Annotated in this window: 10 protein-coding genes; all 10 read right to left on the reverse strand. The window is 55.5% G+C overall.

Annotation, left to right across the window (positions count from 1 at the left end):
• Positions 1-565: 565 nt before the first annotated feature.
• The 10 genes from HMPREF1556_RS00205 to HMPREF1556_RS00250 all read right to left on the reverse strand — a co-directional run bounded on the left by HMPREF1556_RS00205 (position 566) and on the right by HMPREF1556_RS00250 (position 14,398).
• On the reverse strand, positions 566-1,981 hold the full coding sequence (locus HMPREF1556_RS00205) for an MFS transporter (protein ID WP_021666137.1): 1,416 nt from the start codon (positions 1,979-1,981) through the stop codon (positions 566-568).
• Between the two features lie 4 nt (positions 1,982-1,985).
• Positions 1,986-3,302: a folylpolyglutamate synthase/dihydrofolate synthase family protein gene (locus HMPREF1556_RS00210; RefSeq protein ID WP_021666138.1), complete on the reverse strand. Its 1,317-nt coding sequence runs from the start codon at positions 3,300-3,302 to the stop codon at positions 1,986-1,988.
• Positions 3,303-3,310: 8 nt separating this feature from the next.
• The gene (locus tag HMPREF1556_RS00215) at positions 3,311-4,606 is read right to left on the reverse strand and encodes an adenylosuccinate synthase (RefSeq protein WP_021666139.1); all 1,296 of its coding nucleotides are present in this window, start codon (positions 4,604-4,606) and stop codon (positions 3,311-3,313) included.
• 387 nt (positions 4,607-4,993) lie between these two features.
• Complete coding sequence (gene cobA / locus HMPREF1556_RS00220) at positions 4,994-6,502, reverse strand: uroporphyrinogen-III C-methyltransferase (protein ID WP_021666140.1); 1,509 nt, start codon at positions 6,500-6,502, stop codon at positions 4,994-4,996.
• Positions 6,499-7,395, reverse strand: coding sequence for a hydroxymethylbilane synthase (hemC, locus tag HMPREF1556_RS00225; protein ID WP_021666141.1), 897 nt, complete (start codon positions 7,393-7,395; stop codon positions 6,499-6,501). The genes cobA and hemC overlap by 4 nt, the downstream gene beginning before the upstream one ends.
• Positions 7,385-8,656 carry a glutamyl-tRNA reductase gene (hemA, locus tag HMPREF1556_RS00230; RefSeq protein WP_021666142.1) on the reverse strand — a complete coding sequence of 424 codons (1,272 nt, stop codon included), beginning with the start codon at positions 8,654-8,656 and terminating at the stop codon, positions 7,385-7,387. Before hemA ends, hemC begins: the two co-directional genes overlap by 11 nt.
• The gene (locus HMPREF1556_RS00235) at positions 8,640-10,712 is read right to left on the reverse strand and encodes an ATP-binding cassette domain-containing protein (protein ID WP_021666143.1); all 2,073 of its coding nucleotides are present in this window, start codon (positions 10,710-10,712) and stop codon (positions 8,640-8,642) included. The genes hemA and HMPREF1556_RS00235 overlap by 17 nt, the downstream gene beginning before the upstream one ends.
• Complete coding sequence (locus tag HMPREF1556_RS00240) at positions 10,712-11,752, reverse strand: energy-coupling factor ABC transporter permease (protein ID WP_021666144.1); 1,041 nt, start codon at positions 11,750-11,752, stop codon at positions 10,712-10,714. The genes HMPREF1556_RS00235 and HMPREF1556_RS00240 overlap by 1 nt, the downstream gene beginning before the upstream one ends.
• Positions 11,753-11,804: 52 nt before the next feature.
• The gene (locus tag HMPREF1556_RS00245; protein ID WP_021666145.1) at positions 11,805-12,698 is read right to left on the reverse strand and encodes a sirohydrochlorin cobaltochelatase; all 894 of its coding nucleotides are present in this window, start codon (positions 12,696-12,698) and stop codon (positions 11,805-11,807) included.
• A 488-nt stretch (positions 12,699-13,186) separates the two neighbouring features.
• A complete protein-coding gene (locus tag HMPREF1556_RS00250; RefSeq protein ID WP_044125015.1) occupies positions 13,187-14,398 on the reverse strand; it encodes an aminopeptidase C in 1,212 nt (403 codons plus the stop codon).
• Between the last annotated feature and the right edge of the window lie 189 nt (positions 14,399-14,587).

Below are 14,587 nucleotides of genomic sequence, written 5' to 3' on the forward strand. Positions count from 1 at the left end.
ATTGTTATTATGACCATTCCAGTGTGCTCAACTGGATGCTTCTGTATCGCATGCGAATGTGATACTACCCTTTTAACGGATTAGAGATGCTAAAATGGTATACCAGACTCGTTCAACAAAGCTATATAAAAAATATGAGAAGTATCCCTGCTCCATAAAGTAAGGTTTGAGTCTGTGCTTGATATTGCCCTCAAAGATGAAGCTCTTGCTTAGCTCAGCTTGGTAGCTCACCCCACAATGACTCAAGCCTAAGCAAGATAAACCCGCCCTTCGGATGCTGGGCTTCTGCTCTCCCTCTCTAGGATGCTCTATTCTCCGTGAGGGTACCGCTTGTCTCTCGAAGGTCGGGACAGAGTTGGGGCCATTCATGCCACCCTCGAGGGACCCATGCATGGGTCGGTCGGGTACCCCATTCATGGGTCACCAAGGCGACCCATGAATGGGGTGGTAGGGAGGGCTATCTGTGCCTACCCAGAAGAGGGGTAGAGGGAGCGGGTAAAAAGAGCGAGGTGCTGATCCCCGGAAGGGATCAACACCTCGGCAGGATGAGTGATGAGTCTAGTCCTTACTTCTGGACGTTGGGGAGCTCGAGTCCGTACTGCTTCTTCTTGTCGATAGCCTTGAGAAGTAGGCTCATTAGTAGAGCGATGACACCAAAGCTAGCGAAGACAAGCATAGCCAGCGTGTAGTCCTTAGGCTGACCTTCGGGTATGCCCTTATTAGAGGAGTCAAGGACGCTACCTACGATGATGGGCACAGACATCAGACCGATATTCTGGATCCAGAAGATAGCTGAGTAAGCTGAGCCTAGGACCTTGTTGTCGATGAGCTTAGGGACAGCTGGCCACAGCGTAGCGGGTACGAGCGAGAAGGAGATCCCGAGGATGACTATTGCAGTCATAGCGACAATCGAACTGCCAAGACTATCGTACACGAAGGGGAAGAGAGCAAAGGTCAGGTGGCAGACAATCATCAGAATAGAACCGATGATGAGCATCGTCGCACCCTTACCCTTGCGGTCGAGATAGTAGCCTAGTAAAGGTGTCACGAGCGCAGCTCCAAAGGGGAAGGTACTGAAGATACGAGATGCAAATTCGTTATCAAAGCCTACCTTGTACTGTAGCATCTCAGTTGCGAACTTCTGGAAGGGGAAGATGGCTGAGTAGTAGAGAGCACACAGGATAGCGACAATCCAGAAGACACCTGTCCCAAAGACCTTACCGAGGTCGGAGAACTTGAAGGGTTCTTCGGCTTCTTCCTCTTCTTCACCTTCGATATCCTTATCTAGTGCCTTATCCATGAAGAAGTAGACGACATAGAGCATCAGACCGATGCAAAGGAGTAGGGCGCAGAAGATGACTGGAGCCTGTACCGTCTCGAACTTCTTAGACAGCCAAGGAGAGATCCATAGGGCACCAGCTACCCCGAGACGTGCTACAGCCATCTCGATACCCATGGCGAGTGCCATTGACCTGCCCTTGAACCACTTGACGATCGCACGAGAGACTGTCACACCAGCCATCTCGGTACCACAGCCGAAGAGCATGAAGCCGAGGCAGGCGCAGAGTGCTGTGGGAGGGAGATTCCAGCCTGTGATGCCCTGGATGGAGCTACTGAAGCTGTTGATGGCATCGTAGCCTGGGCCTCCATTGCGGAAGGTAGCGCTCAGAGCATAGACCTTGATGAGTGCCCCGATGACCATCATGCTACCCGCAAGAAGGGCGGTGAAGCGTACCCCCATCTTATCGAGGATGATCCCCGCCAGGATGAGGAAACCAATGAAGACGTTGAGGAAGAATTCACTCCCGCCGTAGAGTCCGAAGACCGTAGAGTCCCAGCCGAGCTCGGTCTCGACGAGCGTCTTCACTGGGGAGAGTACGTCGACGAACATGTAGGCGAAGAACATCGTCAGCGAGATGATCGCCAGCGCACCCCAGCGAGCGGCTGGCTTGTCACGCAGTGACAGCTTTGCTTGTTCCATAGTGTTACTTATCGTTGTTAGTAGATTGAATTGCTAGAAGATCGGCGATGAGGAAGTTGCTCCCCCCGACGAAGATTACATCCGTCTCGGGCTGTGCTGCGCTCTGGGCAGCAGTTAGTGCCTCTCGGATGGAGGGATAGACTTCCCCATGGAGGCCGTAGGGCTGTGCCAGCTCCCTCAGCTCTTCGGGAGCTAAGGCACGGGGCACACTGGCGGCGGTGAAGTAGTACTTAGCCGACTGAGGAAGTAGGGCGAGGACACCTCGAACGTCCTTGTCACTCACCATCCCGAAGATGAGGTGCAGTGGGCGACCTAGTGCCATGAGCTGACGGACGACATAGCGGATACCATCCTCATTGTGCGCCGTGTCACAGATCAGAGTGGGGTGCTCAGAGAGGGTCTCCCAGCGGCCACGTAGCCCCGTCATGCGGGTGACCTCCCTAAAGCCCTTGCGGAGTGCTTCCTCGGAGATCGCTATCCCCTCTTCACGGAGCAGACGGAGAGCCGAAAGGATCGTCCTAAGATTATCTGCCTGTACTAGTCCTCCGAGCTCGAAGTAGAGGGGCTCGGGAGTGATGAGGCTGGGATCGGAGACTTCGAAGGTCTGTCCTCTTGCTTCGCTATGGATAGCCCCCAGAGGGACTGCCTCGCTGGCGAGGGTGAGGGGAGCCGATAGCTGAGTGGCTCGATCTCTGAAGACCTCGAGGACCTCGGGCTCATCAGCTCGGCCGATGACGATCGGTGTCGAGGGCTTGATGATGCCTGCTTTCTCCGAGGCGATCTCAGGGAGGGTATCGCCGAGGTACTGTGTATGATCCTTGCTGATGCCCGTGATGACGGAGAGGATGGGCTGGATGATATTCGTGCTGTCGAGTCGCCCACCCATGCCGACCTCGATGACTGCGAAGTCGACTCCCTGCTCACGGAAGTAGACGAGGGCCATCATGGTCGTCAGCTCGAAGAACGAAGGTGATACCTCCTCTACGAGTCCCCCAGCCTCCTCGACGAAGCGACATACGAAGTCCTCCGAGACCATCACGCCGTTCACACGGATACGCTCACGGAAGTCGAGGAGATGAGGAGATGTGAAGAGCCCCACCCGATAGCCTGCCGCCTGTAGGACGGCAGCTATCGTGTGTGAAGTCGAGCCCTTGCCATTCGTCCCTCCTACATGGATGGTACGGTAGGAGTGATGAGGATGGCAGTAGTGTGTATCCAGGTAATGAGTCGTCTCTAGACCAGGCTTGTAGGCCGCGCCTCCTACTTTCTGAAAGACAGGGGTCTTAGCATAGAGATACTCAATGGCTTCCTGATAGGTCATCGGTGTTCTTAGGCGTGCCCCTCGGGCAGGAGCTCAGGATGGAGGGCGATGGTCTGCTCTCTATCAGGACCGACAGAGACGATCGAGATAGGTACTCCGATCTCCCCTTCGACGAAGGCGATGTAGTCCTTCAGAGCGTGAGGGAAGTCGTTAGGATCAGTGAGCTTGGTGGTATCGCACTGCCAGCCCTTGAGTTCACGATATACAGGATGGACGTCCTCCGTCAGCTCGTAGGGGAAGTGACGTGTCTTCTCGCCTCGGATCTCATAGTCGGTACAGACACGGATGGTCTCAAAGGTGTCGAGCACATCGCTCTTCATCATGATCAGACGAGTGACCCCGCTGAGCATCACCGTGTAGCGAAGGGCTACGAGATCGAGCCAGCCACAGCGACGACGACGGCCTGTGACAGAGCCAAATTCATGACCTAGCGAGCAGAGCTTCTCGCCCGTCTCATCAAAGAGCTCGGTAGGGAAGGGACCAGCACCGACACGGGTACAGTAGGCCTTGAAGATCCCATAGACCTGACCGATACTGCGTGGAGCGATACCTAGCCCCGTACAGCATCCTGCACAGACCGTGTTGCTCGATGTGACGAAGGGGTAGGAGCCGAAGTCGATGTCTAGGAGTGAGCCTTGAGCCCCTTCGGCAAGTACACGACGTGAGGAGCGGAGGGCGTCGTTGATGTACTCTTCGCTGTCGACAAAGGTGAATTCCTCGAGGTACTTAATAGCCTCCATCCACTTAGCCTCTAGCTCGGCAAGCCCTTCGACAGGGTAGCGGTAGGCCTCGAGGAGTGTCAGATGACGCTCCTTAGCCTCCTGATACTTGCGTGCAAAGTCTGAATGGATGTCTCCGACACGTAGCCCTGTGCGGGCGATCTTGTCGGTGTAGGTAGGGCCGATGCCCTTACCCGTGGTGCCGATCTTCGCTCCACCCTTGATCGCCTCCTGGGCGGCATCGATGAAGCGGTGTGTAGGCAGGATGAGGTGCGCCTTGCGTGAGATCACGAGACGCTTGCGTAGGTCATGACCGCTCTCAGAGAGGGCACGAGCTTCTTCAGCGAAGAGGATGGGATCAAGTACGACCCCGTTGCCTATGACATTGACCTTGTCACCTTGGAAGATCCCAGAGGGGATCGATCGTAGGATGTACTTCTTCCCCTCGAACTCTAGGGTGTGCCCAGCGTTAGGCCCCCCTTGGAAGCGTGCTATGATATCGTACGAAGGTGTCAAGACATCGACGATCTTACCCTTCCCTTCGTCTCCCCATTGCAGGCCGAGGAGCACATCGACTTGTTCCATGTATGTATGTGTATTTGCTGTAGTGTTGTTGTCAGCTTGAGCCGAGGCATGTATCTCTCGGCATGCATGTGACCCTTAGGAAGCCACTCCTCGGGAGTATATCGCTCTGGAGGAGAAGCCTATGCGAGTCGTGCACCTACAAATATACTCTTTTCTATACGTATTTCGGCAATTTGTACCGTAGACTCCCCTCTATTTCGTCGGCTAAGCGTGCTACACTTCCTCGGCTAGGGAGGCTACGAAGAGGGGGAGGAAGCGTGATGAGCTTTCCTTGGTAGTGAGCGCTCCTATCCTTGCAGTATACCTATAAGAAGAGGGGGTATCCGACGAGCAGATACCCCCTCGGGGTGGCTATGAGGAGCAATTTAGATGATGAGTGCGACGCCTCTAATTCGTAGCATCCTTCACCAGAGTTTCTACTAGGCAGGTGATCCGAGGCTGAGTAGCGATGAGCTTCGGCTCGATACCGTAGCTCCGAGCGGCCTCGGCTGTTTGCTCTCCGAGGACAGCTAACGGGAGTGCCTTCAGCAGGTGCTCTAGCTGGTGTACTCGTAGCAAGCTCACTAGATGATGGATGGCAGAGGAACTACAGGCCGTGAGGTAATCAGCCGAGTCGAGCGCTTCCTTCAGTTCGCTAGCGGTATAGCTGATAGGCGTATTCTGGTAGAGGGGGAGGCGGTGGCAGGCGATTCCTGCTTCGGAGAGGAGCTCCGAGAGATCATCACTCGCAAGGGCGGAGTTGGGTAGGAGAATACGATGGACAGGGGTGAGCTTAGCCCGCTGGATGAATTCCTCGGCGAAGACCTTGGCATAGTACTCCCGAGGGACGAAGTCGGCGGTGATCCCATACGCGCTAAGGGATTGAGCAGTCATGGGGCCTAGTGCTCCGATCTGGCAAGGAGCAAGGAGGCGGCGATCCTTCCCTCGCTGGCGAAGAGCTGAGAAGAAGAATTCTACGGCATTGGGCGAGGTGAAGAGGATCCAGTCGTAGCTCGGTAAGCTCTCGAGGGTCGTCTCAAGCTCCGTCTTGACCTCCTCATTAGGGGTAAGCTGGATCGTGGGAAGGAGATAAGCCTCGGCGCCCTTCTCCTCCAGCGCTTCCTGAAGGACAGAGGCTTGGTGTCGGGCTCGAGTCACGATGACCTTCTTCCCCGAGAGTGGGAGAGAGGTGCGCCCTTCGGCGAATTGTAGGACTTCACCGATCATGAAGAGCGCAGGAGCGTACGCAGAGAAGTCCTCCGACGTATCGGTGAACGCCCCTAGGGTGCGCACTAGTAGGCTTTGCTGGGGTGTCGTACCTCGGCTTAGTAGAGCAGCAGGGGTAGAGGTGGACATCCCTGCTGCGATGAGGGCCTGGCTGATCTGAGCCACTTGCCTTACCCCCATATAGAAGACCAGCGTCCCCGAGAGTCGAGCTAGGCTAGTCCAGTCGAAGTCAGGTAGCTCTCCATCCTCAGTGTGCGCTGTAAGGCAGGTGAAGGAGCGACTGAGTCCTCGATGGGTGAGGGGGATGTCGAAGTAGGCTGGGGCAGCAAGACCTGCTGTGATCCCGGGTACGATCTCGTAGGGTATGCCAGCTTCACGAAGGGCTGTCATCTCTTCTCCTCCATGAGCGAAGACGAAGGGATCGCCACCCTTGAGGCGTACGACCCTACCTAGGTCAGCTGTCCCTAGTTCAATGAGTAGGTCGTTGATCTCTGCCTGCTTGAGCGAATGAGCTCCATAGCGCTTACCGACATGGTATAGCTTAGTTCCCTCGGGAATGAGGGCGAGGATGCTGGGGGAGACGAGGGCATCGTAGACGATGACTTCGGCGGTAGTGATGAGCTCATGGGCTCTACGGGTGAGGAGCTTGGGATCACCTGGTCCTGCTCCTACTAGGTATACGGTGCTCATGCTGTAGTGATGCTTCTTAGTTCGTCGGTGAGGTGATCAAGGAGGCGATCGATCTCCGATAGAGGGACGGTGTGCTTGGCCTTGTAGTGCTTCTCTCCCGAACTACTAGCATAGAAGACTCGGAGCTCTGCTTGATCATCTGTGATATGGCAGACACAGCCTAGAGGGAGGGCACAGCCTCCACCCAGTCGCTTCAGTAGGCTTCGCTCGATCGTCACCTCTCGCTCGGTCTTGGCATCATGGATGCTCTCTAGGAGGCTGTGTAGCTCCGTATCATCGATACGGGTCTGTACAGCGATGGCTGCTTGCCCTGGAGCAGGGACGATGACTGCCTCCTTGATGGGGTAGCGCTCGAGCTCATCCATCCCTAGGCGAGAGAGCCCGGCTTCGGCAAGGAGCGTGGCATCGAAGAGTCCAGAGTGGACCTTCCCGATACGGGTCTCCACATTGCCTCGGATGGGCTCGGTGCGTAGGTGTGGATAGTGAAGAGCTATCTGGTAGGCTCTACGCTTACTCGAGGTGCCTACGACAGCCCCTTCGGGTAGAGACTCTAGGGGGCAGGGGCCGATGAGGGTGTCATGGGTGACTGCTCGAGGGAGGTAAGCTGCGAGACACGTACCTTCGGCTGGATCTACAGGGAGATCCTTGAGGCTATGCACTGCTAGGTCGATCTCTCCCCGACGGAGTGAGGCCTCTAGCTCCCCAGTGAAGAGCCCCTTGTCTCCAGAAGCATCCAGAGCGAGGTGCTGTAGCTTATCACCCTTGGTCTTGATGATCTTGATCTCGATCAGGAGATCGGGGTGGGCACTGAGTAGAGCTTCTCGTACGAGCTCGCTTTGGCGTAGGGCTAGTTGGCTCCCTCGAGAGCCTAAGATGAGCGTCCTATGCGTCATGCTGAGGTAGTTTGCTTTGGATATGAGAGAATAGCTGTAGGGTAGCTTCGGAGTAGATCTTGAGCCCTGTCTCTTCGCTGAGTTCACGTAGCGAAGAGACGATAGCCGTCGTATAGGTCGTACGCAAGTGCTCATCCCATCGGGTGACGAGCTCTCGCTCCCTTTCCGTCAGTTCGTGGGGCAGGTGAGCGAGCTCCTTCTGGAGAAGCTGGTGAGAGACCTGCTGGACTAGCCCGATGACTTCACGAACTTCGGCTGCATCGCACCAGGCGATGAAGTCTTGGGTCATCGCTTGGAGATAGCTCTGGATCTCTTCATCCTGATGAGCCTTCTCCTTAGAGAGGTACTGCTGGCCTCTGAGGTCATCGATGGTATAGAGTCGGATGCTTGGTAGCTCTTCTAGAGACGGATCGACATTGCGGGGGACAGCCATGTCGAAGAAGTGCCTTGTCTCCCGAGGGGTGTGAGGGACGACCTCCTCAGTGATGATGGGGGTGAGGGAAGAGGTAGCTACGAAGATGATGGTCGCTGATCGGAGTGCTTCGGAGAGCCTATCCTCAGAGAAGACCTGAGCGATATGGTGCTTCGTGGCAAAGAGCTCGGCACGTGAGCCCGTGCGATTGTATACGCTGACCTCAGGGTGCTGAAGCTCCTGTAGGCGCTGAGCTATAGCTTCGGCCATCTGACCTGCTCCGAGGATGAGCACCGGCTGCTGTAGGAAGTCTGAGGCGTTATGATGGAGGTAGTCTACCGCTGCAGCACCTGCGGAGATGGGGGTGGCAGAGAGTAGATATTCGCTACGTACCTTCTTCGCTGTCTCGAAGGCTTTGTGACAGAGTCGGGAGAGGACTGAGGTGCTCTGACTATGGCTTGTAGCGAGGCGGAAGGCTTCCTTGAGTTGTCCCAGGATCTGTGTCTCTCCTAAGACCATCGACTCGAGCCCACAGGCCAGACGGAAGAGGTGCTTGATCGCCTCCTGATGCTGGCGTGTCTCGAAGATGGATTCATCGCCGAGGTGGCGCACCTTCTTGAAGCGGTAGAGGCTACGGATGAGTCGAGTCTCTTGCTCCGAGGTGATGCGTGATGGAGCTTCATAGTAGATCTCTAGACGATTGCATGTAGAGAGTACGAGTCCGCCGAGGAGCCCCTCTTCGCTCTTCCATAGGTCGATGAGCTGTACCGCCTCCTCTTCGCAGAGGGCGAATTGCTCTCGGCGGGATAGTGAAGCGGTCTTGTGGTTGATGCTAATGAGTCCGATCATGGATCGTATCTTGCAGTAGTGATTCTTTCTTTTCGGTGTAGGCTTTGCGTAGGCGGTCCTTCGCCTCTCCCTCTGGTGCCTCGAGTAGGGCGACTCTTAGCTGGGCTAGCTCTTCTAGATGTGCCCCGATACCCGCTGGTAGGTCTTTGACCCAAGCCTCCTTCAAGCTCTGGGTGATCTCGGGCAAGCGGTAGTCGCTGTGGACTGAGAGTGTGACGCCCTCTCGGTGGGCTGTGGCTCCGAACTGGATGTTCCCCCGCTGGGGATCACTGAGCAGAGAGAAGAGGTAGCCCTCCGAGGCAAGTCGGTCAGCGATCGCTCGCTCTTCTTCGGGATCACCTATCCCGAGGACAATGATGCGGGCTGGAGATAGATCCTCCACGCCGGTATACCGCTGTCGTATCCAGCGGAAGAGTCCCTTACCTTCGTACGCCTCTAGCTCGGGGCAGAGGGTGGGGGAGAGTATGGTGAAGGGGATGTGTCGGTCGATAAGCCCCTGAGCCTTGCGCCAGACACCTCGTCCCCCTCCGATGAATAGGATGGGGAGCTCTTCTGCTGAGAGGAAGAGGGGTAGGTGATAGTGCTTCTCTCCCTGGGGGAAGCTAGCAGGGTGATGCAGAGGTGCCTTTGCAGAGCGTAGCGCCCAAGGCTGAGGGATGTGTGCTGAGGTAAGTAGCTCTCTATCCTGCCACAGCTCTAGTGCAGGGCGGTCAGCGAGGAGCTTCCCCTTAGCGAGGAGGAGTACACGGTCGGCGAACTGATACCCCAGATCCATGTCGTGCGTGGAGACGATGACCGTCTTCCCTCGCTCGTGGAGACGATCTAGGAGCTCCAGTACACGCTCGGTATAGAGTGCATCAAGTGCTGCTGTCGGTTCGTCTAGGATGATGATCTCGGGGGCTGTAGCAAGGACGGCAGCTAGGGCTACCCATTTCTTCTGCCCTTCGCTAAGTTCATGTGGAGCTTTGTGGCGCAGGTCAAGGAGCTGGTACTCGGTGAGGAGTTCCTCGAGGCGCAGGTGGAGCGCTTCTCCCTCCAGACCCATGTTCTTTAGTCCGAAGGATAGTTCATCCTCGACGGAAGGGGTGAAGAGCTGATAGTTGGAGTTCTGTAGAACCAGAGCGACACGACGGCGCAGGGCTACTCGCTCCTGAGGGGTGATGAGCTTCCCGTGAAGATAGAGTTCCCCTTGCCAGCTCTGCTGTAGACCCGAGAGGAGAAGGAAGAGGGTGGACTTCCCAGCCCCATTGTGTCCGATCAGAGCTATGCGCTCTCCTCTATGGATAGAGAGGGAGAGGGCGCGTAGCGCCTCGTATCCATCTTCGTAGACGAAGGAGATCCCTTCAAGGCGAAGCACGGGAGTCTTGTCTAGAGTAGCTCCACCTTCTACAGGCTGATGGAGGGGCTCATCTTCATAGCCCCGAGAGACCAATCCGAGATAGAGCTTATCGGACTCTACTTGGCTGAGGACGAAGGTGCGTGAGAGAAGCATCCCGAAGTGCTGGATGCATCGCTGTATCCCTCCTTGATAGCCCAGACGGCTCGTCTGTGCTAGGCGGATCTGTCCCGCCGTCTCCTCAAGAACGAAGATATAGCGATAGGTCAGTTCGACGAGGTCAATGAAGAGCTTGGGGATACCCAGGCTACGTAGTACCGCATAGAGACGATGTAGTGGTAGGAGCTGGAGCAGAAGGATCATTGACCCAACGGATGCTAGGCATCTGAGCCAAGTCTTGATCGCTACATGAAGCCCGTCACGGGTGAAGCCCCATCCCCCCAGATCAAGGAGGAGCGAGGAGGGGTCTCCTCGACCAAGAGCAAGAGGTAGGATAGAGAGTGAGATGAAGCCAGCGAGGATAAGGACTCGGCGCACTAAGCCCCTACGTCGCTCCCCATAGTAGCGGAAGGCTAGCCCGTAGATAAGGACAGCGAAGGCGAGGAGCTGAAGCGTATGCTGGAGCACTAAGGCGACTCCAAGGGCAAGGAGACAAAGGACAAAGTATGCCTGCTCCCTACGCAGACTAGGCCGTAGCGAGCAGCTCTGTGTATGCGACATTAGATGTGCTCTTCGTGCTCCTTCTTGAGGCGCTTCTTATAGACCAGCTGATAGTAACCCCAGGCGAAGAGGGCGATGCCTATGGCTACCTGTAGAGCGAAGAGGAGGGGTTCGCCTAATTCCGAGGGCTCGAAGCTCTCCCAGAAGGGCGTTGGGCTGAAGCCTGGGGTAAGGTGACCGATCATGTCCCCTGCCTGATCATCGGTACCTGTACCGATATCGAAGATCCCTGCTAGGATGGGTAGTGCTAGGCAGATAGCTCCGAGGATACTGAGGAGGATGACCTGAGGGCGAAGGCTCTTCTTCGTCTGAGCCTCTTCCTTCACTCCACCCATGTAGACGGAGGTATTGACTTGACTCTTGTCCAGCAGTCCGATGACTACGACGGTGAGGATCCCTTCGATGATCGAGAGAGGGACCTGCGTGATGGCGAAGATCCCGAGGAACTTCCACGCTGCTCCCATGATACCTGAGACGGCGTCAGGATAGACAAAGGCGAGCTGGAAGGAGGTCACTATATAGGTAGCCATAGAGCCACAGAAGGTAGCGACGAAGATCACCACATTTCTGTGGAGTCTCAGCCCCATGAAGATGCGGTAGAGTGCATAGGCTACGAAGGGACCTGCTATAGATAGAGAGAAGATATTCGCCCCTAGGGTGCTGATCCCACCATGGGCTAAGAGAAGTGCCTGGAAGAGCAGGACGATCGTCCCGACGAGGGGCATAGCCATCGGGCCGATAGCTAGTGTCCCGAGCGTCGTACCCGTCAGGTGTGAGCTACTCCCTGCTACCGAAGGTACCTTCAGTGCAGATAGGATGAAGGTGTAGGCTGCTGAGAGGGCGAAGGTGCTCTTCATACGGGGAGAAGCCTTCACGATACGAGCTACGAAGCGGTAGCTAAGCACTACGAAGGGTAGGGCGATCAGATACCAGATGATGCACCACTTCATGGGAATAAATCCCTCCATGATGTGCATGGCTCCAGCAGGCTCTAGTCCCAGGGTAAGAGCTAGGAGGAGTAGATAGAGACGCTTATTCATAGTCAGGGGAATTGGATACACAGATATACGTACTTCTCGTGCTTAGGCGGGGTTACTGCTCCCGCTCTGCTGCCATCAGATGGTCTAGCCAGATCTGGCGAAGTGGGGCGAAGTCTGCTAGTCCATGTAGGTGGCAATGCTCCTCATCGACACGATAGCCAAGAGCACGGAAGCGTATCTTCCAGCTCTGTTCCTCCAGAGGGGTATCTTCCTCTTCGTCGCCTGCCATGTCATTGAGTGCATGGTCTCCAGCTACAGACATCAGTGGGAGGAGATTGATCGTCGTTCCCTCGGGACACACTTCTTGGAGTCGCTCGGCGACGTCCTCGAAGAGCATATCCTCGAAGTCTACCGTCCCGATGAGGATACGTGGGTGGCGCTTCTGCAGATAGTCATGGAGACGGCGGTAGCGACCATTGGCTTCGGGGTGCTTATCGGTGTTGTTGCCATGCCCCATGAGTACGAGGGCTTCCCCACGCTCGAGACGCTCTCTGAAGAGGGAATAGAGGCAGTCTCCGACACGCTCTATATCGGCTTGGCTCCACAGAAGGGGTACGCCGATTGTGGTGGGGATGTGTGGGTAGAGTCGGTGGAACTGCGGGACATAGCGGTCACCGATGAACGAGTACTCTAGCCCTGGGATGACGTGTAGCGACTGGATACTGACAGCACGATAGCCGGCTTCTCCTATAGCCTCGAGCCACTTGTCAGTGGTGTAGTATTCCTCACCGGTCTTCTCCTTCCATCGGCGGATGCAGAACTTGGAGGTGAAGGCCATATATATGTCTCGGTCGGGGAAGTTCTCAGCGAAGGCTTGACGCAGGGTAGCGAAGGTCTTGTGTGGTCCTTCGTAGGTGCTACCGAAGGTGACTAGGATGAGAGCTTTATCGTGTCGCTTGGAGGCGCATACCTCAGCGACTAATGGGTTTTGGTTACTCTGTGCCATTACGTTAGTGCTGTATTTATACGCCCTAGAGAAGAGCGATCGTGCTTGGAGGTCTTCTCTAGGGTTTGCGCAAAGTTACTCATTATCCGATATATCCTAAAGGGGAAGTGGGTGCTTCGTCGGATAGCCTAGCCTTCGTTGGGTCAAGGCTAGATCTACGGCTACAGCTGGGTAGATGGTACTAGGGGCATAAAACAAGAATTGACTGTCTCCCGACAGCCAATTCTCTTCGTTAACCTTAAATCTAATACCATGAAAAACACACTGCAAATATACGTTAAATTATTTTACTCCACCAAGTACTTTTTGACGTTTGTAATTATTTTCCCTAGGGGACCCCCATGGAAGCTAGGTAGAATGCGGTATATCCCCTCGTCAAAGAATATCCATAAAGTTCTTATCTCGAAGGGGCTAAGACGAGGAGAGGCCACCCGTAGTAGTACGGATGGCCTCTCGCTGTATCGAGCTAAGCGCTCTCGAGGGAGCTCTTACTTATTCTTGATGCCGAGCTTCTTGGCGATGTCATCGGGGAGAGCCGAGCGGTGGAGTACGATGTTCATCGTCTTACCCTTGACGAAGTTGTACGAAGCGTACCAGATACCCTTGTAGGCACCTGCCTCACCCCAAGAGTTCTTTACCATGAAGAACTTTCGGCCGAGTTGATTCTTTGCGATCCCGTAGATGACCATACCGTGGTCGTCGGTGAGTTCGTAGTTGTCAAAGCCCTTCTGGCGGTACTCCTGAGTAGGATTGACTTCAGGTACGTTAGCCGAATGGATGAGCTGAGTCAGCAGGCGCTGCTTGTCGGAGTAGTTCAGACCGATCCAGCGAGCCTGGTCGGAGCCCTTCGTTTCGATCTCTTCGACGTCGGCTAGGACAGCGATCCCGTCACGGGTGAAGCCCTTCTCGCTCACATCAGAGCCCCAAGCGATGGTGTAGCCCTTGTCGATAGCGTACTCCATCGTGCGCATGAGTTCGTCGATGGGGAGGTTGTAGGATTCAGCCCAGCGCCAGTTGTCTTCGATCTCGAGGGCGAACTTGCTGTAGAAGGGGTGGTGCGTGAAGGAGGTCAGCGATACATAGTCGTCGGCGTTGAGGCCAAGTTCCTTAGCATAGCTCTGAGGGGTGTACTTCTTGCCGTTGAAGGTGAAGCTTTCGGGGAGCTTGCCGAGGTACTGGTCGATGATCGACTCGTAGGCGGGATACCAAGCTGAGGAGAGCTTGCCGTTGGGGTTGCTGACGATAGCGTCGAGGAAGGCCTTGAGACCAGTCTCCATCTCTCCGTGCTGATTCTTCGTCGTGCCGTAGTTGAGCCCGGGGAGGATAGCCTGAGGGACAGCTCCGTAGTTCTTCAGTACGTAGAGTACATCGTAGAAGGATCCACCCTGAGCGAAGTTCAGCTTGCCGTGCAGGCGGACATACTTACGACCCTTGTCTCTGTAGGAGTGGCTGACGACGAACATTTCCGAGAGGTCATACTCGCCCTTACCGATACGGATGAGCTCGTCTTCGAGGAAGCTCTGAGCCGAATATGCCCAGCAAGTCCCGGAGTTTGCTTGGTTCTTGATCGAAGTGATGCGAGCATCCTTGACGGTCGTGAAGACGTTGGGCTGGATGCTGTCCTTAGTCTCCTTGGGGGTCTGCGCAGACAGGGAAGATGTGATCCCCGCCAGTGCCATGATAGCGATAAGTTTCTTCATCTCTGATGTGTACTTGATGATAATGAATCTGCTCACGGATGGGCCGTGATCCCGCAGCCTAAGCTACAAGGCAAGCCAAAGATAAGCATTTATTTACTTCGTCCTGACTGATCGGTTGGAGAGCCGAAGCACAGCCCTGTATAATAGGTAGTCTGAGGGGGGCAAAAAACGACCTACGGTAGGTCGCCG

Origin of the sequence: Porphyromonas sp. oral taxon 278 str. W7784 (genome assembly GCF_000467855.2) — a bacterium.
GTDB lineage: Bacteria > Bacteroidota > Bacteroidia > Bacteroidales > Porphyromonadaceae > Porphyromonas.